We start from the raw sequence: 21783 nt of genomic DNA on the forward strand, positions 1-21783 counted from the left end.
TCCACTCCAGATCACCGAGCTTGGGGTATCCAGACGCCAGGATACCGCGCCATCGGCGCACTGGAGTGGATCATGCCTGCTACCGGGCTAGATCCACTCGACCTCCTTGATGTCGGGGTTTCCGACCCGCTCGGAGAGCGCGTTTTCCAGGAACCCGAGCCGATCACCACCAGCGGCACCGCCAAGCGCCCCACGCCGGACGGCAAGGGGCGCCTCGTGGCGTTTGGGCTGCTCACACCCCTTCCTGTCGCCCCGGACCGTTACGGGCTCGTGCCCTAATTTGAGGCGTATGCGGGGTTTTCTCGGATACGTCCGCCTCGCGAAGATAGTTCTCATACGGTGGACATCGGAGGCTGCAACCGATTTGTAGCTGGTCGTGGCGCTGCGGGCGGTGCGACCCCGTCTGGTAGCAGGAGAGGCGGAAGGCTCTGATGTCCAACGACGTAACGAGTACCGACGGCGGGGCCTCGACGGCTCCGCCAACACGACGACGACGGGCCCTGTGGGTTGCCGGCGTCGCGGGCCTGACCGGGGTGGTCGGCCTGGCCGCCCTCGGTGGCGTGGCCGCACGGGACGACAAACCCACCTCCGCCCGGGTGTCCGACGCCCAGCCGTCGACCAACCGGCAGAACGTCAGCGACGCCGACGCGAACGCCGACGGCGGCAAGGAGAACGGCGGCGAGGAGAACGGTGGCAACGACGAGTGGAGCGGCGACGACTGGAGCGGCAGCGACGACCACGCCGGCAAGGACGACAAGCGGGACGAGAAGGATCGCACCAAGCAGGTGCCCTGCGACTCGGACAAGCTGATCCAGGCGATCACCTTCGCCAACGACGGCGACGGCGGTGTGCTGGAGCTGGCCAAGGGCTGCACGTACACCCTGACCCGCAACCAGGACGGCAACGGCCTCCCGGTGATCACCGAACCCATCACGCTCAAGGGCGAGCACACGACCATCGGTCGTGCGGCCACCGCCGACTACTTCCGCATCCTGAACGTCGGACCGGGTGGGCAGCTCACCCTCAAGGGCCTGAGCATCAAGGGTGGGCAGACCATCCAGCGGGCGATGACCGTGGAGCCGGCGACGGTCTGGGGGCCGTACGCGACCTCGGTCCGGACCACGCCGGCCACGGGTAAGCCGGCGGCCACCACCGCAGCGGGCGCCGCAGCCCAGCCGGGCACGACGGCGGCGGCGAAGTCGGCGACGTCCACCGCAGCGGCAGCCAAGCCGACTACAACGACGGCCAAGCCGACGGCGGCCAAGCAGACGGCGGCCAAGCAGGCAACGACCAAGCAGGCGGCGGTCAAGGGCGCGGCGGTCAAGGGCGCTGCCGCCAAGCCGGGAGCGAGCAAGGCGGCGGAGCCCACAGCAGCGACCAAGGCGGCAGCCGCAGCGAAGCCGGCAGCGCCAACGGCCAAGGCGATCAAGGCAGCGGCCACCAAGCCGGCAACCGGAACCGCAGCCAAGCCGGCAGCGGCAACCGCCCCGACGACGGCGGCGACCGGAGCTCAGGTTGCGCCGCTGGTGGAGGAGCCCGGGTTCAACGACGGCGCCGGGGTGCTCGTACAGCCTGGGGGTCGGGCCGAGATCCTGGACAGTGAGCTGCTCTACAACCAGTCCGGCGGCAACGGCGGCGGGCTGGCCAACTTCGGCAGCACCAGGCTCAGCAAGACCACGGTCGCACACAACACCGCCTTCTTCTTCGGCGGTGGCATCTTCAACGCCGGCGTGCTCCAGGTCGACGAGTCGAAGATCAAGGACAACACCGGGATCATCGGTGGTGGCGGCATCGCCAACGGCGCGGCCGAGATCTTCACCGAGTCCGTCGACGGCGGTGCGGTCTGGGTCTACAAGAGCGAGATCACCGACAACGAGACGCTCGGCTTCGGCGGCGGCGTCCTGGACGTCGAGGGCACCACGACCCTGCACGACACGAAGGTCACCGACAACACGGCGGTGCTCGACGGGGGCGGCGTTGCCGTGGCCGACAGTCAGCTCACCCTCAAGCACGCCACGGTGGCCAGGAACAGCGCTGGCCGCGACGGTGGCGGTGTGGCGGTCGTCTCCGACAGCACCGCGACGATCGAGGACACCGCCATCAAGGACAACACCGCGGGGTCCGCCGGCGCTGGCCTCTTCAACGACGAGAGCCGCACGACGCTGCGCGACAGCGAGGTCGTCGGCAACCGGGCCATCGGCCCGTTCGCCCGGGGCGGCGGCATCCTCAACACCGAGGGCAGCGAGGTCACGCTCCACCGGACGAAGGTGGCGTACAACTTCTCCACCCTCGAGCCGGGAGGCATCTTCAACAGCCTCGGCGGCACCGTGACGCTGGACGACGAGTCCGCAGTCACCGCCAACCGTCCGACCAACTGCTTCAACGTTCTGGACTGCTTCGCCTGACCGGGTGGGGCTGAACCACATAGAACGCCCCTCCGAGCCGTCACCGGCTCGGAGGGGCGTACCCATTTGGGCAGGTCACGGGCCCACAGGCCGACTTGGGCAGGGGTGTGTCCGTCCGGTCCTCGCTGGGGGCAACATGAACCTAATGTGGGGTTGTTTCGGATACACCCCCGAGGCGAGGAACATTCTCATACGGTGTTTTTGGGAGCTACAACCGATTTGTAGCAGGGGACGACCGTCTGAGGGCGGCGACCCTGTCTGGTACGAGGAGAGGGCAGAGAGCTCCGATGTCCAACTACCTAACGAACAACGAAGCCTCCGGGCGGGCGACGGCCAAGAGCCGCCGCAAGCTCTGGCTCGCCAGCGGCGTGGCCGGTCTGACGGGCGTGATCAGTCTCGCGGCGGTGGGCGTCGCGGGCAGCGCCGGGGCGGTCGGCCTGAACTGGAACACCGCGCAGGTGAGCAAGGACGGCGACCAGCACGGTGACGAGGGTCGTGACTGGGACAAGGACCAGAACAAGGACAAGGACAAGGACCGGGACAAGGACCACGAGCGTGGGAAGGAGGTGCCCTGCGACACCGACAAGCTGATCCAGGCGATCGTGTTCGCCAACAACAAGCACGGCGGTGTGCTGGAGCTGGCCAAGGGCTGCACCTACAACCTGAGCCGCAACGACTACCAGGGCAACGGTCTGCCGGTCATCACCGAGAACATCACCCTCAAGGGCGAGCACACCACCATCGCCCGTGAGGCCACGGCCGACTACTTCCGGATCCTCAACGTCGGTCCTGGCGGACACCTCACCATCAAGGGCCTGACCGTCAAGGGTGGTCAGACCCTCGAACTGTTGAGCGCCGTCGAGCCGGCGGCCGTCTGGGCGTCCTACTCGGACTCCGAGGCGATCGCGGCGCAGGTGAAGGCCGGCGTTCCGCTGGACCAGGCCCTCACCGCGCGGCAGGCCAACCCGAAGGCCGGCCTGAAGGCCGCGCCGAAGGCGACCGCGAAGGCCGCCACGAAGGCGGCGCCGGGCGCCGTCACGCCGCTCGTCGAGGAGCCGGGTGACACCGACGGCGCGGGCATCCTGGTGCAGCCGGGCGGCTCCGCCGAGATCATCGAGTCCGAGGTCGTCCTCAACCAGTCCGGCGGCAACGGCGGCGGTGTGGCCAACTTCGGCACCACGAAGATCTGGCACAGCACCGTCGCGGGCAACACCGCCTTCTTCTTCGGTGGCGGTGTCTTCAACGCCGGCCTGCTCAAGGTCGAGGAGTCGAAGATCAAGGACAACACCGCGATCATCGGCGGTGGCGGCATCTCCAACGGCGCCGCGGAGATCTTCACCGAGGACGTCGACGGCGGCACGGTCGAGCTCAAGAAGACCGTGATCAGCGACAACGAGACGCTGGGCTTCGGCGGCGGCTACCTCGACATCGAGGGCAACACCACCGCGTACGACACCGAGATCACCTCGAACACGGCGGTCCTCGCCGGTGGTGGTCTGGCGGCGGCGGACAGCCAGCTGAACCTGCACAAGGTGACGGTCGCGAAGAACAGCACCGCCGGGGTCGGTGGCGGTCTCGCCATCGCCTTCGACAGCGCGGTGACCGTCGAGGACAGCTGGATCAAGGAGAACACCGCCGGCTTCTTCGGCGGCGGGGTCTTCAACGCCGGCAGCATCCTCACGCTGCGCAACAGCGAGGTCGTCGGCAACCGGGCCATCGGCCCGATCGGGGTCGGCGGCGGCATCTTCAACATCTTCGGCGAGGTCAACCTGTCGAAGACGAAGGTCGCCAACAACTTCTCGACCTTCGCGCCGGGCGGTGTGTTCACCTTCTTCGGGCCGGTGAACGTGGACGACAAGTCCGCCATCACCGCGAACCGCCCGACGAACTGCCTGGCCATCCCGGGCGGCGCCATCGAGAACTGCTTCGCCTGATCAAGAGCACGGAGCACGACGCACCACACGGACCGGCCCCCTTCCGCGACGCGGGAGGGGGCCGGTCCCCGCTCACTTCTGGACGAACACCGCCACGCTGCGCGCCGGCACCGTGAAGGTGCCGGACGCCCGGTCGAACGACGACGTCCGCAGCGCCGGGTCGGCCGAGTTGACCAGCACCGGGTGCAGCGACACGTCCGCGCCCCGCAGACCGGTCACCGTCTGCGTCGCCGTCTCCGGAGTGCTGTTGAAGACGACGGTCAGCGCGGTCCACGCCCCGCCGAGACCACGCGCGTCCAGCGTCATGGTCAGCACGCCCGGGGTCTCCGACTCGCCGGACAGGGGGAAGGCCACCCGTCGCTGCACCTGCTCGGCGCTGCCCAGCCCGAACACCGGCGACGACGCCCGGACGCGCAGCAGCTCGGCGTACCGGGCGTCGGTGGTGCCGATCGCCGCACAGTCGGGCACCAAGGCCGGGTCGGCCAGCAGCGGCTTCGCGTACGGCCACTTGTCCTGGTTGTCCTGCGCCGGTGGCAGGCCGACGCCGAACCCGTTGCCGTTGGCGCAGTCCCAGCGGATCTGGTTGAACCAGTCACCGGAGTTGAACGAGTTGCGGTCCAGCGACTTCGACCGCAGCCGTTCCGTGCCGGCGGTGACGAACCCGGCGCCCTGCCCCAGCACCACCGTGCTCAGCGCCAGCACCTGCATCCGGGACCGGTCCGCCGCGCTGGTGCCCTGCGGCAGCTTGTACGCCAACGCGTCGTACAGGATCTCGTTGTCGTGCGCGTCGACGTAGGTGACGGCCTCCCCCGGCGCGGCGGTGTAACCGGCCGGCGAGCCGTTGTAGTCCACCTGGGCCCCGGTGACCGTGCGCCCGGAGGTGTCGGTGAACCGGTAGTCCCGCAGGTTGCCGGTGAGGCCCACCTTGATCAGGTCGTGGGCGCGCAGCAGGCGGGCCTTCTGCTCGGCCGCCGACCCGTTCACCTCATCGCCGTTGGGGTCGGTGTAGAGCCCGGAGGCGAAGCCCTGCACGCGCGGGTTGGCGTCGAACGGGCCGCCACCGCGCACAGCGTCACGCAGCCGGTCGTTGAACGTGCCGATGCCCGTGCCGGCCATGTTGGCCTGGGTGGCCTGCTCGAACCGGGCGTCGTTGGCGACCTCGCCGAAGTTCCAGCCCTCGCCGTACAGCATGATCGCCTTGCCGTCCACGCCGTCGCGGGCGACGGTCAGCCGGTCCAGGGCCGCCCGGACGGCCAGGATGTTCGCCTTGGGGTGGTGGCCCATCAGGTCGAACCGGAAACCGTCCACCTTGTACTGCCTGGCCCAGGTGACCAGCGAGTCGACCACCAGCTTGCCCATCATCGCGTGCTCGGGCGCGGTGTTGGCGCAGCACGTGGAGTTGGCGACGGTGCCGTCGTCGAGCAGCCGGTGGTAGTAGCCGGGCACCACCTGGTCGAGCACCGACTTCCCATCGACGCCGGCCGCCGCCGTGTGGTTGTAGACCACGTCCATGACCACCCGCAGGCCGGCGTCGTTCACTCCGGCCACCATGCGACGGAACTCGGTGGTCCGCGCCGCCCCGCTCGGGTCGAGGGCGTAGCCGCCCTCCGGAACGGTGTAGTGCAGCGGGTCGTACCCCCAGTTGTAGCCGTCGGTGTCGGCGACGGCCGCGACGCACGTCTGCTGCTGGTCCGAGTCCGGTGGCAGCGCCGCCAGGTCGCAGGCCGGCTGGCGCTGGTCGGCCCGCTTCTCGGGGATGGTGGCGAAGTCGAACGCCGGCAGCAGGTGCAGGTGGGTGACGCCGGCGTCGCCGAGCGCCCGCAGGTGTTTCATGCCGGCGGTCCCCGGGTCGGTGAACGCCAGGAACGTGCCCCGCCGCTGCGCCGGCACGGTGTCGTCGGCGATGGAGAAGTCACGCACCGACAGCTCGGAGATCTGCGCCTTCGAGGCGGGCACCGCGGCCGGCTTGCGCAGCGTCCGCCAGCCCGGCGGGGCCAGCGCCGCGTCGTCGAGATCAACGAGCTGGCTGTGCGTCGAGTCCGCCGCGAGGGACACCGAGTACGGGTCGGTGACCGACGCGGTGACCATCCGCTGCGCGGCCGGCTGCCACGCCTGCACCCGGTAGCGGTAGTACTTCCCCGTCCAGGCGTGGCTACCGCGTACCGACCAGACGCCGGTGCGGTCGTCGCGGCGCATCGCCACCGTCTTCGGCGCGGCCGTGGGCGAGTCGAACAGTTCCAGCTCCACCGTCCGGGCGGTCGGCGCCCAGAGCGCGAGGCTCGGCGTCCGGCCGGCGAAGGTCGGACCGAGCGTGACCTGGGTGGCCCGGGAGTACACGTCGTCGAGCACGCCGGGGATCTGCACGCCGGTCGCGGCGAGCAGCTTCCCCTGGGCGTCGCGCTCGGTGACCAGGAGCTGTCCGCGCAGCGCCGCCGGCACCTTCGCCAGGTCACCCCGGTCGAGGGTGAAGGCCCGGTGGGACCACAGGTGCGGGAACGCCGCGCGCTGGGCCTCGGTGAGCCCGTTGCGCTGCGCGCGCAACGGCAGACTGGTGTACGCCCCGGACAGCTCCCCATCGACGACGCTCACCCCGCCGGCCGGGGCGGCCACCAGGGCGTACACCCGACCGTCGGTAGGTGGGGTCTGCCAGGCCACCGTGGACCTGTCGATCCAGTGCGCCTTCTGCTTGCCGATGTCCGTGTCCCCGCCGGCGCTGGTCGCGGTCGACGGCAGCAGCCGCCCCGGGGTGGCGGCGAGCAGCCACACCTCCCGTCCGGCGCTGGCGAAGTCGAGCCGCTGGTCGTCGGGCAGGTCCTTGGTGTCGCCCTTGTGCAGGATGTAGTTCAGCCCGGTGGCCCCGGCCGCCAGCGGCACCCGGAACACCGCGCCGAACGCGTCGGTCGACGTGGGCGCGAGCGGGGTGGCCCAGTCGGTCGGGTTGGCCGCGCCGTCCCACAGGTGCAGACCCCAGCCGTCGTAGGTGCCGTCGGCCCGCCGGTAGTGGATCACCGCGGTGCCCTCCTCGACGGGCGGGTCCGACTGGCCGGTGGCCGCCTGCCTGCTCGGGTAGATCGCCGGGTCACCCTGCTTGAGCCAGATCTCACCGGTGGCGCTCACGTCGATACTGCGGTCCTGGGCGACGTCCTTGGTGCCGTTCTTGTCGACCACCACGAAGCCCACCGACTTCGCGCCCGGCTTGAGCTTCACCCAGGCGAACCGGCCGTAGGAGTCCTCCCCGGCGAACGGTTGCCCGGTGGGCCACTCGGTGACGTACGCCGGGTCGATGTCGCCCCAGGCGTACAGCCCCCAGTCGTCGTACCCCCCGGCCGGGCGCTGGTAGTGCACCACCGCCCACTCCCGGGATCCACCCAGCTCGGGCGTGCCGACGACCGCGACGGACCGGGCGGTGGCGGTGCGGCCCCGGCCGTCCCGGACGACCGCGCGGTACTCGACGCGGGTGCCGCCGGCCAGCCCGTCCAGGTCGTGGTGCACGGTGTACGGCGCGTGGTCCGCGCTGCCCAGCAACGTCCACCGGCCGCCGCCGACCCGGGCCGCCACCGTGACGGTCGACAGCGGGTCGCCGGTCACCTGTGCGGTGACCGCCGCGCGGGTCGCCACCGACGCGTCCGGCGCGGGGGTGGTGATGGTGATGGTCGGCGTGCCGCTCGGCCGGGCGATGGGGCTGCCCGCGCGGTACACGGCCGCCGACAGCGGCGGCACGGTCAGCGTGACCTTCCCGTCGCCGCCCGCCTTCGCGCTGGCGGAAGCGCCGTAGATGCCGGTGAAGGTGGCGCCGGCCGACCAGGTGTCCACGCTGACAGTCTGCGCGGTCGCGGCGTTGTTCACCGCGACGAGGTACTCGGTCCGGTCAGCGGGCGCGACGCGGGAGGCGGCGAACACGCCGGGACCGTCGGCGGCGTACCGGGTGACCTGGATGCCGTCGCGCAGCGCGGGGTGCGCCTGGCGCAGCCGGCCCAGCTCGGCGATCGTCCGGTACAGCGGGTGGGCGGTGTCGAACTGGTCGCTGGCGTGGGTGCGGTCGGTGCCGAGCAGGTCGTCGTCGAGGTAGTCGGGCACCTTCGAGGCGAACATGTCCTGCCGGGCGTCCTTGTCCCCACCGGGGCCGGTGAAGCCCTGCTCGTCACCGGAGTAGATCACCGGCTGGCCGCGGGTGAGGAACATGAGCTGGTGGGCGAGCTGGTCGCGGCGCAGGTGACTGGCCGGGTCGGTGCCGCCGCCGGCGATGAACGACCCGATCCGGCCCATGTCGTGGTTGCCGAGGAAGGTCGTCAGCCGGCCGGCGTCGGTGTCCCGAGCGGCGTAGAGGTCGTCCCGGGCGTACACGTCGGCGAGGGCCTTCGCCGAGCCGGCACCCGCCGTGTAGCCCCGCGCGGCCTCCTGGAACGCGAAGTCGAGGGTGGCCGGCAGGCCGCCGCGGCGCACGTACGTCGAGGTGACCTCCGGATCGGCGCTGTACACCTCGCCGAAGACGAAGAAGTCGCGTCTGCCGGCCGTCTCGGCGGCCCGCTCGACGCCCCGGGTGAACTGCGGCCAGAAGTCCATGTTGACGTGCTTGACGGTGTCCAGCCGGAACCCGTCGACGCCGGTCGCGCCGATCCAGTCCCCGTACGCCTTGGTCATCCCCTGGACCACCTCGGGCCGTTCGGTCCACAGGTCGTCGAGACCGAAGAAGTCGCCGTACTCGCTGTTCTCGCCGGCGAACGTGGAGTCGCCCCGGTTGTGGTACATGCTGGCGTCGTTGAGCCAGGCCGGCACCTTCACCGTCGCGTCACCCGGCTCGGGAAGGACCGGCGTGTACGGGCCGGCGTTCGCGTCGACGGTCGGGAAGTCCCGGCTGCCGTCGGCGTAGTTGCGGTCCTCGAAGGCCCGCCCCCGCGCGTCCGTGTACGGCGAGGTCGCCTTGTCCACGTAGGCGTAGCGGTCCTCGGCGTACCTGATGACGTCGGCGGTGTGGTTGACCACCACGTCGAGATAGACCTTGATGCCTCGCCGGTGCGCCAGCGAGACCAGCTCCTTGAGCTGGGCGTTCGTGCCGAAGTGCGGGTCGACCTGGGTGAAGTCGGTGATCCAGTAACCGTGGTAGCCGGCGGAGATGTCGTTCCCCTCGCCCTGCACCGGGCGGTTCTTGAAGATCGGGGCGAGCCAGATGGCGGTGGTGCCCAGGCCCTGGATGTAGGCCAGCTTGTCGATCACGCCCTTGAGGTCACCGCCGTGGTAGAAGCCCTTGTCGGCCGGGTCGAGACCGGTGCGCAGCCGGTCGCCGGTGAGCCCGCCGGAGTCGTTGCGGCGGTCGCCGTTGGCGAACCGGTCCGGCAGGACGAAGTAGAACTGCTCGGCACGCGCGGTGTCGGCGCCCGCGGCCAGCAACGCGTCGGCGCTGGGCTCGTCGCGCCATTGGACCGCGCCGGCCGCGGTCCGGGATTCGGCGCTGGACGGCCGGGGGTCGGCGTTGGCGCCGAGTGGACCGGCGGTGGCCGGCGCGCCGACGAGAGTGACGGTGAGCAGGCTGACGAGCGCGAGCAGGGCGGTACGGCGTATCGGCGGGGGTTTCATCGACGGCCTTCCTCTGGTCGTGATTGGCCGCACGCTAACCCTTGCCGCAACGAACTGCAATACCTTGCAAACAAAGTCGTAACAGAGCAGCAAACTTGCGGAAGGCTCGCTCAGAACCCGCTACAACGCGCCCCGTCGACAGTGCACCCGCGCGGCGTCGAGGACGCCCGCTCCAGGTGGAACCGCAGCGCCACCGACCCACCGGCCGGCACGTCCACCCCGCTGACGTACGTGAAGCCGCCGTCGAACTGCCGCAGCGTCCCCTGGGGCACGCCCTCCACCCAGGTGGTCACCAGTCGACCACCGGCGAACTCGAACCGCACCGTCCAACCCCGGTCCACACCGGACCCGTTGACGATCAGCACCTCGCCGATGAAACCACCGTCGAAGCTCTGCACCACCCGGTAGCGTCCGCTCACCGCCGACGGCTGCTGCGACGGCCGGATCGGCGGTCGCGCCGACGTCGACGCCACCGTCGGACCGACCGTCGACGGCCGCGACGTGACCGGCGTGACCGGCGCGCTCGGCGGCAGCCCGCTGGCCCGCGGCGACAACCCAGGCAGCAGCGCCGAGTTCTGCGGCAGCGGCGTCGGCGACAGCCCGGACGGCGACACCGGCGCCTGCGGCAACGGCAGACCCGCCGGTGGCGGCCCGCCGTCCCGCGCCGGACTACGCCCCCGGTACGCGCCCAGCGCCACGAAGAGCAGGACCACCATCACGACGACGCCGGCGCCCACCACGATCCACGGCGACGACGCGATGGCCGCCGGACCGTGCGACGGTCGCGGGGCACGACGCATGCCGGACATGTACCTCCCTCAGCGGGCCGTCCGGGCAGCCTAGCGATCGACGGCCCGCCCCGGAAAGCGTCGGCGTCGCGCGCCGCGCCGCCCGACGCCCGGTCAGCTGAGCCGGCACTCCACCCCGTTGATCACGCACCGCACCGGACGCTGCGCCGATCCATCCCAACTGACCCGCAGCCGCAGGGTCTGCGTGTCACCCGCACCCAACGACTCTCCGCCACTGAGCACGAACGCGCCGTCACCCTGCGCCGCCACCGAGATCCCCGCCGCGCCGCTGACGCGCAGACCCCGCGTGTCGTCCGCGAAGGCCAACTCCACCCGCCAGTCCACCGACCGGTCCGACCCGTTGGTCACCGACAGCGTGGCATCGGTCGCGTTCCAGCCATCCGTGCCGACCTTGTACTGCGCCGACACCGCCGGGTCCTTTGTCGCCAGGGCCGCGGCGCTCGTCGCGCCCGGCGACGGCGACTTCGTGGTGACGCGCGGCGACGGCGTCCGGCTGCTGCGCGACGCGCGCGGCGACGCCGACCGCCGCTCCAACCCACCCGGTGTCGGGGCCGACGACGAGGCAGCCGGCGTCGTCGGCAGGAACACCGGCGGCGCGGCCTGCGGCGCGCTTTCCCGCTCCCGGGTACGGAACGACAACAGCGCGACCACCAACAGCACCGCCAGCGCGCAGACGCCCACCAGCACCACGATCCACGGCAGCGACAGCACCACTCGCGCCGTCCGCGGACCTCCCGCGCCGTCCGGCCCCACCGCCATCAGGTCTCCCCTCGTCCCACCGACGCGACAGCGTAGCCAGCGCCGGGCGGACCGGAAACCTGGCGGGTACGGATCAGACCGACCGGCCCCCTCCGTCCGGAAAACGGCTCGGGCGCGTCGACGCTCCGCTGGCGGTCAGCCCGTCCGGACGACCGTGCAGATCAGCGGCCCCTCGCCCGAGGTTCGCAGCAGGTAGCGGTACCGCTCCCCCGGCACCGCACGCCCCTGGCTGTCCAGGAACTCCCACTCGACCGACACCAGGGTCAGCAGCGCCGACACCGCCTGCACGTCCTCGATCCGGGCGTGCGCGGCGATCAGCTCCCGGTCCTGGTAGTCGGGTGCGGCGCCCACGAAGGACAGCGCGACCGCCGCCAGCGAGGTGAACGAGAAGCTGTACGTGTCCGCCACCACCAGCCCGGGTAGGGCGTAACACCCACCGAGGGACGGCAGGTCGCCCGAGGTCAACGCGGCGCCGTACCGGTCGAAGAACCCGGTCAGCGTGTCGAGATCCGTGGAGGCGTTCACGGGGACAGCAATTGCCCCGCGCCGGGTGGGCCAAACCTCGGGCCGAGCCTCAGCGGGGCGGGACCCGCACCTCGATCTCCGTACCCAGTCGGGCGCCCCCGGCCAATCCCAGGTCGTCACCACTCCAGAACCGGCCCGGGTCGTACCAGTTCGGACGCTTGCCGGCGGGCAGCAGGCCCATCGCCTCGTAGGTCACGGCCACCACCTCGGCGCAGTACGCCGTCTCCAACGCCCGGTCCCGGGCAGCCGCGCTGGTCGGAGCGGCAGTTGTCCCCCGGTTGGCCGCACTGCCCGCAGCGACCGGGGTGACCCCGTCGGTCGAAGCGGTCGGTGTGGCCCCGTTGGTCGAAGCGGTCGGTGTGGCCCCGTTGGTCGAACCGGTCGGGGTGGCCGAAGCAGCGGGATCGATCCAGGCCGCTTGGGCGGCCCGCGATACGGCTCGGAGTGCCGCCCGGCCAGGACCCGGCAACGACGGCACCCGGCCGCGCACCCACCGCCACGCCAACTGGGCGGTCGACGGGAACGGCGTGCCGTCCAGGCGCGCGACGGTCCGCAGCACCGCGCGTTCCATCTCGCCCTCCGCCGGCGGGTCGAGCTGCCGCAGCCAGGCCCGCTGACCGTACCGGTTGGCCCACACGCAGACCGCGTCTCGCAGGTCGTGCAACTGAACACCGCGCTGGTGCGTGCCCGACCACAGGTCCGGCAGGGACTTGCCCAACTCCGCGTGCCACATCAGCGGCGGCATGTCGTCCAGCACGACGGCCATTCCGACGTGGTTGACCGGACTGTTCGTGGTGAACTGGATCGCCCGGTCCGGCACGCTGCGGCCCCGGAACACCCACACGTCACCGGTGCGGGTCAACTCGACGGCCTCATCCAGGCTGATGCTCATGAGGGACTAGCCTAGGCCGATGCGGCAACGAGTGCGGTGGTGGAAGGTCCTCGGCCTGGCCGGCCTCGCCGGGGTGGCAGCGTCCGGTGTGGTCATTGCCCGGGCCGAGCGGCGCCGACGCGCGTACACCCCGGAGGAGATCCGGGAGCGACTGCGGGAACGTCACGCCCAGGCCAACGACGCGGCGGACTCCGCCTAACCACCCGCCGGTCCAACCTCCGGGCAACCGAGGCAGGTCCGTGCGGGCATGATCGTGCTCGATCCTGGTTGTAGTGGCCTCGGCCGCGCGACGAGGGCCCTCTTTCCTGGTTCGAGCACGATCTTGCGCCGTGTGCGCCGTCTCAGACTTCACTCGGGTTGGTGCGCCCTGGTCGGTGAGAGAGCACTTTCGGGGATGTTGCTGCCTCAGCGGGTTCTGAGGCAGCAACATCCCCGATACTGCGCAGATCACCGAGCGTCGGATTGTGATTTTGTCCGGTTTCGGTAGTCCAACGCGCTTGGACACGCGCGGACGATCGTGCCCGCCCCTTTGATCGACTCCAGGTCAGCGATATCGGGGTATCCCGCACGCCCGGACACCCCGACATCGCCGACGTCGACTCGATCACGCCCCCACATCTCCCCGGAGACACCGGATCGCCCGGGTGATCCACTCCGGCCGGTGATGTGGGGGCGTCCCTCTGCGCGGACGCCCCCAGATCGGCGCTCTGGTGACGATCACGCCGGTGGGGCCCGTGCACGGCGTCACGGATGCGATGTCTGTCCGGGTTTGGGCCGTCGGCATGCTGTGGTCGGTGACACCGAGCGGGCGGAATCGCGGGCCGGGCGGGGTCGTTATACCTGGCACGCCGTCGCGACCCCCGGGTCGCAGCCCCGGCCGCCGGGAACACCCGCCAGGCCGGCGTCGTTACACCCCCCGCACCGCCGAGCAGCTCGCCGGCCCAGAGCCGGTAGCCGCGGCCGGGAACAGCCGCCAGGCCGGCGTCGTTACACCCCCCGCGCCGCCGAGCAGCTCGCCGGCCCAGAGCCGGTAGCCGCGGCCGGGAACACCCGCTGGGTCGGTGTCGTTACATCCCCCGCGCCGCCGAGTAGCTCGCCGGCCCAGAGCCGGTAGCCGCGGCCGGGAACACCCTCCGGGTCGGTGTCGTTACATTCCCCGCACGGCCGAGCACCACCGGCCGTCCCCGGTCCCCTAGCGGGGGAATGATCCGCTGGCCTGGACCGTTGGACCACCCTCCGGAACATCCGAGCAGGCCCCTGCTGGGCCGCCGGCTGATCCCCCCACGATCTTTCCCCGCCCGGCATGCCCCCGTGTGCCGAGTGCGCGTTTCCCCCGACGCAGAGGAGCACGCCATCATGCGTACCGATCTGATTCGTAAGGCCGCTCTGACCGCTGCTGGTCTCGCGTTCACCGGCGGCGCTATCGCTGGTCCCGTTACGGCCGCGTTCGCCGCGGAGAGCACCGCCAAGCCGACGTCCCAGTCGCAGTCGCAGTCGCAGTCTGAGCGTAAGGGTCATGGTGAGCGGCAGTTGGGTGTGCGGTATGAGGCGCAGCCGAACTTCTACTACTGCGGTCCGGCCGCTACCCGTAACGCGCTGAGTGTGCAGGGCAAGGACATCAGCGTGGACGCGATGGCCAAGGAGATGGGCACCACCGAGGCCGGGACCAACAGCATTAACGACATCACGCCGGTGTTGAACAAGGAGACCGGTAAGTCGGACGCCTACCACAGCGTGGAGATCAGCAAGCCCGACGCCGACGCCACCCAGACCGACCGGTTGCGCGCCGACATCGTCAAGACCGTTGATGACGGTCGGGCCGTGGTCGCGAACATCGCCGGCACCAGCGTCGACACCGACGGCAACACGCACTCCTTCGAGGGCGGGCACTACATCAGCGTCGTGGGCTACCGCGATGCCGGCAACACCGTGCGGATCGCCGACTCCGCCGATGCGAACACCGCCGCCTACGACATCACCGTCGAGCACCTCGCCGACTGGATCGCCACCCGCGGCTACGCCACCAGCTGACAACCAACGACAAGGGCCGGACCCCACGGGGTCCGGCCCTTTCGGCGTACCCGGGTCCGGGATCTTCCTGCCGGCGCGAGCCGGCGCCAGGTGCGCTACCGGTGTCGGGTCTGGGCCAGCGCCGGGTCGGCAGGCTGCTCTGAATCGGTGGCCGGCGCAGGCTCGCCCGACGGCTCCGGCTCGGCGGCCTCCAGACGGTGGGCACGTCGACGTAGCCACCACGTGCTGCCCAGGCCGGCCAGCACCGCGAGGACAAGGCCGGCCCAGGAGATGTCCTTGAGCCAGTGCTCGGCCGCCCGACCGACGCTGAACAGCAGGTACGTGGTGCCGAACGCCCAGACCAGCCCGCCGGCGGCGTTGGCCACCAGGAACCGCCGGTACGGCACGTGCAGGGCCCCGGCGAGCGGGCCGGCCAGGATCCGCAGCAGCGCCACGAACCGACCGAAGAACACCGCCCACACACCGTGCCGGGCGAAGCTCTGCTCGGCACGGGCGAGTTGGGCGGGGCCGAGATGACGGGGGAAGCGTCGGCCGAGCCGGGCGAGCAGCGGACGTCCGCCGCGACGCCCCACCGCGTACCCGATGGAGTCACCGACGATCGCTCCGGTCGCGGCGGCCGTCGCCACCCACTCGGGTTCCACCACTCCGGTGGCCGCGAGCAGCGCGGAGCTGACCAGGACGATCTCACCGGGCAGGGGCACGCCCATGCTCTCCACGCCGATCACCCCGGCGACGAGCAGGTAGACCGCGATCGGCGGCAGCGACACGAGCCAGTGCTGGACGTCGAACACGGGTGACCCTCCTCCGACCGGGCCTCGAACCCTACCCGCGGTCGACGCGGCGATCGGCCCCTCGACTACTGCCGCACAATCCGTAAAGCGTCCTAGGAGGCTAGGGATGAGGGTGGCGAGCGGGCCGGCTGGGTTGCGCAAATAGCAAGACGGACGTACGGTTTTGTTTGAGAGCAGAATCGGCGGTAAGTGTTACCTAACCTCGGCGGCGCCCCGGCCGGTGCGACAGACTGCTCAGGACTACTCACGGTCGCTGGTGTGAAGGAGTACGACGTGGCGAGCCTCGACACCTTCGGTGCGAAGACCCAGCTACGCGTCGGAGACGCGAGCTACGAGATTTTCAAGATCGACAAGGTGGACGGCCACGACCGGCTGCCGTACAGCCTGAAGATCCTGCTGGAGAACCTGCTGCGGACCGAGGACGGCGCGAACATCACCGCCGACCACATCGAGCAGCTCGGCGGGTGGGACCCGACCGCCGACCCGAGCGTGGAGATCCAGTTCACCCCGGCGCGGGTGCTCATGCAGGACTTCACCGGCGTGCCCTGCGTGGTCGACCTGGCCACCATGCGCGAGGCCGTCCGCGAGCTCGGCGGCGACGCCACCAAGGTGAACCCGCTCGCCCCCGCCGAGCTGGTCATCGACCACTCGGTCATCGCCGACCTGTTCGGCCGCGAGGACGCGTTCGCCCGCAACGTCGAGCTGGAGTACGAGCGCAACAAGGAGCGCTACCAGTTCCTGCGCTGGGGCCAGACCGCGTTCAACGAGTTCAAGGTCGTCCCGCCGGGCACCGGCATCGTGCACCAGGTCAACATCGAGTACCTGGCCCGCACGATCATGGAACGCAACGGGCAGGCGTACCCGGACACCGTGGTCGGCACCGACTCGCACACCACGATGGTCAACGGCCTGGGCGTGCTGGGCTGGGGCGTCGGCGGCATCGAGGCCGAGGCCGCGATGCTCGGCCAGCCGGTCAGCATGCTGATCCCCCGGGTCGTCGGCTTCAAGCTCTCCGGCGAGATGCCGGCCGGCACCACCGCCACCGACCTGGTGCTGACCATCACCGAGATGCTGCGCAAGCACGGCGTGGTCGGCAAGTTCGTCGAGTTCTACGGCCCCGGCGTGAGCGCCGTGCCGCTGGCAAACCGGGCCACCATCGGCAACATGTCCCCGGAGTACGGCTCCACCGTGGCGATCTTCCCGATCGACGCCGAGACGATCCGCTACCTGGAGCTGACCGGTCGGGACGCCGCGCAGGTCGCGCTCGTCGAGGCGTACGCCAAGGAGCAGGGCCTCTGGCACGACCCGGCGGCCGAGCCCTCCTACTCGGAGCGCCTCGAGCTGGACCTGAGCACCATCGAGCCGTCGCTCGCCGGCCCGAAGCGCCCGCAGGACCGAGTGCCGCTGGGCAGCGCCAAGACGCTGTTCCGCTCGGCGCTGACCGACTACGTCGCCGACGACTCCACCGGCGAGCGTGACCTCAAGCCGAGCGTGGCCCGCGAGGAGCTGCCGCGCGGCGCGAACGGCCCGGCCGACGAGGCCAGCGCCGAGTCGTTCCCGGCCAGCGACCCGCCGGCCAACGAGTTCAGCGACCCGGCCGACGAGCCGCGCGACCTGGAGACCGCCGCCACCGGCGCGGGCGGTCGGGCCAGCAACCCGATCCGGGTCACCGGCACCGACGGCGTCGAGTACGAGCTGGACCACGGCGCCGTGGTGATCGCCGCCATCACCTCCTGCACCAACACGTCCAACCCGCAGGTGATGATCGGCGCGGCCCTGCTGGCCCGCAACGCGGTCGAGAAGGGCCTGACCCGCAAGCCGTGGGTGAAGACCACCCTGGCCCCGGGCTCGAAGGTGGTCATGGACTACTACGAGCGGGCCGGTCTCACGCCGTACCTGGACAAGCTCGGCTTCAACCTGGTCGGCTACGGCTGCACGACCTGCATCGGCAACTCGGGTCCGCTGCCCGAGGAGGTGTCCGCCGCGGTCAACGAGCACGACCTGTCGGTCGTCTCGGTGCTCTCGGGCAACCGCAACTTCGAGGGCCGGATCAACCCGGACGTCAAGATGAACTACCTGGCGTCCCCGCCGCTGGTCGTCGCGTACGCCCTCGCCGGCACGATGGACATCGACCTGGCCAACGAGCCGATCGGTGAGGACACCGAGGGCAACCCGGTCTACCTGCGGGAGATCTGGCCGAACAGCGCCGAGATCCAGGACGTCATCGCCCAGGCGATCGGCGCGACCGGCTTCAGCGCCGCGTACGCCGACGTCTTCGCCGGTGACGAGCGGTGGCAGTCGCTGCCCACCCCGACCGGCGACACCTTCGCCTGGGACAGCGACTCGACCTACGTGCGCAAGCCCCCGTACTTCGAGGGCATGCAGCAGGAGCCGAGCGCGGTCGTCGACATCTCCGGCGCCCGGGTGCTGGCCAAGCTGGGTGACTCGGTGACCACCGACCACATCTCGCCGGCCGGTGCGATCAAGGCGGACTCCCCCGCCGGCACCTACCTGGCCGAGCACGGCGTGCCGCGCCACGAGTTCAACTCGTACGGCTCGCGCCGGGGCAACCACGAGGTGATGATCCGGGGCACCTTCGCCAACATCCGGCTGCGTAACCAGCTGGTGCCCGGGGTGGAGGGCGGCTTCACCGTCAACCACCTCACCGGCGAGCAGACCTCGATCTATGACGCCTCGATGGCCTACCAGGAGGCCGGCATCCCGCTGGTCATCCTGGCCGGCAAGGAGTACGGCTCGGGCTCGTCGCGGGACTGGGCGGCCAAGGGCACGATGCTGCTGGGCGTCCGGGCGGTTATCGCCGAGTCGTACGAGCGGATCCACCGCTCCAACCTCATCGGCATGGGCGTGCTGCCGCTGCAGTTCCCGGTGGACGTCACCGCCGAGTCGCTGGGCCTCACCGGCACCGAGATGTTCACCATCACCGGTGTGACGGCCCTGAACGACGGCGAGACCCCGCGCACGGTGACGGTCACGACCGACACGGGTGTCGAGTTCGAGGCCGTCGTGCGGATCGACACCCCGGGTGAGGCGGACTACTACCGCCACGGCGGCATCCTGCAGTACGTGCTGCGCCGCATGATCGCCAACTGATCAGGTACGGCTGGTCGAAGGCCGCTCCCGCTTCGGCGGGGGCGGCCTTCGCCGTCAGAGCCGAGGAAGGTTTGCCGTCCGAGCACGGGCGGGAAGCCCGCTGGTCACGCCGGTCCGTCGTGGGTGCCCGGGAGCGCGAGGGCAGCAAGCCGTTGGTCTATCGCCGCATCCACCTGCTGCATCTCGTAGCCACGTAGCCGCCGTCGAAAGCTGGCCGCCCGAAGCGCGTCCCGCGCGGCAGCCCGTGACACCGCGCTGTCGGTAGCCAGAGCCCTGTCGACCTCGGCAAGGAGACTCTCGACCTGACGCATGTCGTAACCACGCAAAGCGAGTTCGAACGGCAATGTCATGCGGCCACCGTAGCGGTCGCCGGCTCGTGTCCGACGGGGTCAGCGCTCAGCGCAGCCGCAGTGCGACCGCGCGGGCCTCCTCGTCGGTCAGCGGCAGGAACCAGAGGAAACGGCGGACGATGGCGACCGGGCCGGGGCCGCCCGGCCGGCCGCGCAGGTCGCGGGTTGCCCGGCGGGTGATCCGCGAGTACTCGGGGATCAGGGTCGCCCGTCGGGCGGCGTCCGTCGGGGTCGCGGGCAGCGTCGGGCAGGGCCAGTCCTTCCCGCAGGCGTCGCAGATCCAGGAAGGACCATCGGCGGTGTGCGCGGCCGGCGGCCCGCACCGGGGGCGCCAGCGCTCTTCGGGTACGACGCCCGGCGCGCGGTACGACCGCTGGCGTGGTCCGGTCGGGTCGGCCGTCGCCGAATGGGGCCAGGGCGGCCGGCCGCTCGCGTCCGCAGAGGAAGACACGGCAGCGCGACGCGTGCTCGCTGAGGGTCTGGGCCAGCTCGGACAGCGCCGTGAACCGCTCAACCGGCAGCGCATCGCCCGCACTCTCCACACTCGATCCGCTCGGGCCGGATCGGCCATCGCCACGCACCGACGTTGACAGGCACCTGCATCGGCTTCTCCTCGGGCAGCACCGGCACCACCTCCACACGACGGGCGGAACGCCCGCCTCCTGTCACGAGGCGGGACGCCCGTTTCTCCGGCAGCGACCCGTGCCGACCCGATGTCTACCAGGGGCCACGCCTTATGCCCATCCCGTACACGGCCCGAGAGATCGAGGACGATCTGACTCGACGGATCGCCGCCGGGGAGCTCCGACCGGGCTCACGCCTACCGACGTACGACGCGCTGGCCCAGGAGTACGGGTCAGCCCGGCGGACGGTCGCCCGCGCCGTGGACGCTCTCAAATCTCGCGGACTGGTGGTCGGCGTACCGGGCTCAGGAACCTTTGTCGCCGAGTAGCGCGTCGAGGTGACCAACAGTCTCGCGGGCGTCATCGACGTACGAGACTCCACGAACCCCGCCGGCCCGGCGCTCGCCCTCGCCCCGGCGACCCGGAGCGCGCCGAGGGAGAAGATCGCGCCGATCTTGCAGTTTCTGTTGTCCACATGAGTGGGATACCCCTTTTGCCGGGACAGAAAGTGCAAGATCGCGAAGCGGGAGCGAGCGGTCCCGGCCCGTGGATCATGGAGTTGTGGTGCCTGGTTTGAGGTTTCACGGGGGTTTTGTTGCCCACCACAACTCCATGATCGACGAGGCGGGGCGGGGCGAGGGCGAGGCGAGGCGGGGCGGGGCGGGGCGGGGCGAGGCAGGGCGGAGCGGGGCGAGGCGGGGCGAGGGCGGGGGGAGTGCGGATGGTTCGTTAGCGAGACAGCTCGTCCGCCCGGTCGAGCAGGGCGCGGCGCTGCGCGGGCGAGTCCACCGCGGCCGCCGCCGCCCGGAACAGCGTGACGGCCCGCAGCGGATCATCCTGCCGGGCCACCAGGTCGGCCTCCACCGCCCCGGCGAGCGGGTTGCCGGACAGCCCACCCTCGGCACGCGCCTCGTCGAGCAGGGCCAGCCCGGCGGTCGGCCCGTACGCGTAGCCGTGCGCGACCGCACGGTTGAGCGCGATCACCGGTGAAGGCCGGATACCCGCCAGCGCGTCGTAGGCCCGCGCGATCGTCGCCCAGTCGGTGGCGTCGACGGACGGCGCGGTGGCGTGGCAGGCCGCGATCCGAGCCTGCCACGCGTACGGACCGTCGTCGCGTACCCGGGCAAGAGCCGCCTGGCCCTCGGCGATGGCCGCCCGGTCCCACCGCGCGCGGTCCTGCCGCGCCAGGGTGAGCAGGTTGCCCGCGGCGTCCCGACGGGCGTCCCGACGGGAGTGCTGGAACAGCAGCAGCGCCCGCAGCGCCGCGACCTCGGACTGCTCCGGCATCAACGCGTCCAGCAGCCGGGCCAGCCGCACGGCCTCGTCGGCGAACGCCGGTTCGCCGTCGGGGACGTAGCCGCGGGTGAAGAGCAGGTACAGCACGGCGAGCACGCCCGGCAGCCGTTCGGCCAGCGCCGGCCCGGTCGGCACCCGGTACGGGATGCCGGCCTGCGCGATCCGGGTCCGGGCCCGGGTCAGCCGGCGGGTCATCGTCGACTCGCTGACCAGCAGGAGGCGGGCGATGTCGGCGGTCGGCACCCCGCAGACGGTCCGCAGCGTCAGCGCCACCCGGGCGTCGAGGGCGAGCGCCGGGTGGCAGCAGGTGAAGACGAGTCTCAAGCGGTCGTCCTCGACGTCGTGCTCGGGCCGCGCGTCGGTCGGCGCGAGCAGCGCCAGGTCGTGCAGCTTGCGGCGCTCCACGGTGGCCCGACGCAGCACGTCGATCGCTCGGTTGCGGGCCACCGTCATGAGCCAGCCACCGGGATTGACCGGCACCCCGTCGCCGGGCCAGCGTTCCAGCGCGGCGGCCAGGGACTCCTGGGCGCAGTCCTCGGCCAACGCCCAGTCCCCGGTCAGTCGGATCAGGGTCGCGACGATCCGGGGGTACGCGTCCACGCCGGCGGCCGCGACGGCCCGCGCCGCCGCGGCCGGGCCGACACGGTCCGGCGCACCGGTCGTGGTGTCGGTGCCGGTCATCC

Annotated in this window: 16 protein-coding genes; 7 read left to right on the forward strand and 9 right to left on the reverse strand. The window is 71.2% G+C overall.

The genetic code is table 11. From position 1 onward, the window contains the following. The first annotated feature begins 431 nt into the window (after positions 1-431). Both ACQP03_RS24065 and ACQP03_RS24070 read left to right on the forward strand, forming a co-directional pair. Complete coding sequence (locus ACQP03_RS24065; RefSeq protein ID WP_433458590.1) at positions 432-2405, forward strand: right-handed parallel beta-helix repeat-containing protein; 1974 nt, start codon at positions 432-434, stop codon at positions 2403-2405. A gap of 287 nt (positions 2406-2692) precedes the next feature. Then, positions 2693-4339 carry a hypothetical protein gene (locus ACQP03_RS24070; protein WP_357128065.1) on the forward strand — a complete coding sequence of 549 codons (1647 nt, stop codon included), beginning with the start codon at positions 2693-2695 and terminating at the stop codon, positions 4337-4339. 72 nt (positions 4340-4411) lie between these two features. On the opposite strand, the gene pulA is transcribed toward ACQP03_RS24070, so the two are convergent. From pulA to ACQP03_RS24095, 5 genes are all read right to left on the reverse strand, one after another. Continuing rightward, on the reverse strand, positions 4412-9913 hold the full coding sequence (gene pulA, locus ACQP03_RS24075; protein WP_433458592.1) for a pullulanase-type alpha-1,6-glucosidase: 5502 nt from the start codon (positions 9911-9913) through the stop codon (positions 4412-4414). Between the two features lie 110 nt (positions 9914-10023). Beyond that, the gene (locus ACQP03_RS24080) at positions 10024-10722 is read right to left on the reverse strand and encodes a cellulose binding domain-containing protein (RefSeq protein ID WP_357397083.1); all 699 of its coding nucleotides are present in this window, start codon (positions 10720-10722) and stop codon (positions 10024-10026) included. 93 nt (positions 10723-10815) lie between these two features. Further along, on the reverse strand, positions 10816-11481 hold the full coding sequence (locus ACQP03_RS24085) for a hypothetical protein (RefSeq protein ID WP_357128056.1): 666 nt from the start codon (positions 11479-11481) through the stop codon (positions 10816-10818). A 135-nt stretch (positions 11482-11616) separates the two neighbouring features. Further along, the gene (locus ACQP03_RS24090; RefSeq protein ID WP_357170881.1) at positions 11617-12006 is read right to left on the reverse strand and encodes a hypothetical protein; all 390 of its coding nucleotides are present in this window, start codon (positions 12004-12006) and stop codon (positions 11617-11619) included. A 49-nt stretch (positions 12007-12055) separates the two neighbouring features. Further along, entirely contained in the window at positions 12056-12898 is an 843-nt protein-coding gene (locus tag ACQP03_RS24095; protein ID WP_357397075.1) for a hypothetical protein, read from the reverse strand. A gap of 19 nt (positions 12899-12917) precedes the next feature. On the opposite strand from ACQP03_RS24095, the gene ACQP03_RS24100 reads away from it, so the two are divergent. Together ACQP03_RS24100 and ACQP03_RS24105 are read left to right on the forward strand one after the other, a co-directional pair. Then, positions 12918-13097 carry a hypothetical protein gene (locus ACQP03_RS24100; RefSeq protein WP_357128614.1) on the forward strand — a complete coding sequence of 60 codons (180 nt, stop codon included), beginning with the start codon at positions 12918-12920 and terminating at the stop codon, positions 13095-13097. Between the two features lie 1157 nt (positions 13098-14254). Beyond that, complete coding sequence (locus ACQP03_RS24105; RefSeq protein WP_433458595.1) at positions 14255-14929, forward strand: C39 family peptidase; 675 nt, start codon at positions 14255-14257, stop codon at positions 14927-14929. Between the two features lie 95 nt (positions 14930-15024). On the opposite strand, the gene ACQP03_RS24110 is transcribed toward ACQP03_RS24105, so the two are convergent. Further along, positions 15025-15720, reverse strand: a complete 696-nt coding sequence (locus tag ACQP03_RS24110) for a DedA family protein (RefSeq protein ID WP_357134367.1) — start codon at positions 15718-15720, stop codon at positions 15025-15027. 258 nt (positions 15721-15978) lie between these two features. Here ACQP03_RS24110 and ACQP03_RS24115 point away from each other — a divergent pair, with 258 nt between their 5' ends. Next, positions 15979-18831 (forward strand): aconitate hydratase, encoded by a 2853-nt coding sequence (locus ACQP03_RS24115; protein WP_357134365.1) that lies wholly within the window; start codon positions 15979-15981, stop codon positions 18829-18831. 104 nt (positions 18832-18935) lie between these two features. Here ACQP03_RS24115 and ACQP03_RS24120 read toward each other — a convergent pair whose 3' ends face one another. Together ACQP03_RS24120 and ACQP03_RS24125 are read right to left on the reverse strand one after the other, a co-directional pair. Continuing rightward, positions 18936-19181: a DivIVA domain-containing protein gene (locus tag ACQP03_RS24120; protein WP_357170875.1), complete on the reverse strand. Its 246-nt coding sequence runs from the start codon at positions 19179-19181 to the stop codon at positions 18936-18938. Positions 19182-19227: 46 nt separating this feature from the next. Beyond that, entirely contained in the window at positions 19228-19632 is a 405-nt protein-coding gene (locus tag ACQP03_RS24125; protein WP_433458598.1) for a hypothetical protein, read from the reverse strand. A gap of 285 nt (positions 19633-19917) precedes the next feature. On the opposite strand from ACQP03_RS24125, the gene ACQP03_RS24130 reads away from it, so the two are divergent. Together ACQP03_RS24130 and ACQP03_RS24135 are read left to right on the forward strand one after the other, a co-directional pair. Further along, positions 19918-20133: a winged helix-turn-helix domain-containing protein gene (locus ACQP03_RS24130; protein WP_357134360.1), complete on the forward strand. Its 216-nt coding sequence runs from the start codon at positions 19918-19920 to the stop codon at positions 20131-20133. A 9-nt stretch (positions 20134-20142) separates the two neighbouring features. Then, positions 20143-20283, forward strand: a complete 141-nt coding sequence (locus ACQP03_RS24135) for a hypothetical protein (RefSeq protein WP_357134358.1) — start codon at positions 20143-20145, stop codon at positions 20281-20283. A 250-nt stretch (positions 20284-20533) separates the two neighbouring features. On the opposite strand, the gene ACQP03_RS24140 is transcribed toward ACQP03_RS24135, so the two are convergent. Next, complete coding sequence (locus ACQP03_RS24140; RefSeq protein WP_357170873.1) at positions 20534-21781, reverse strand: RNA polymerase sigma factor; 1248 nt, start codon at positions 21779-21781, stop codon at positions 20534-20536. Positions 21782-21783 lie beyond the last annotated feature (2 nt).

Origin of the sequence: Micromonospora sp. CA-248212 (assembly GCF_050948405.1) — a bacterium.
GTDB lineage: Bacteria > Actinomycetota > Actinomycetes > Mycobacteriales > Micromonosporaceae > Micromonospora.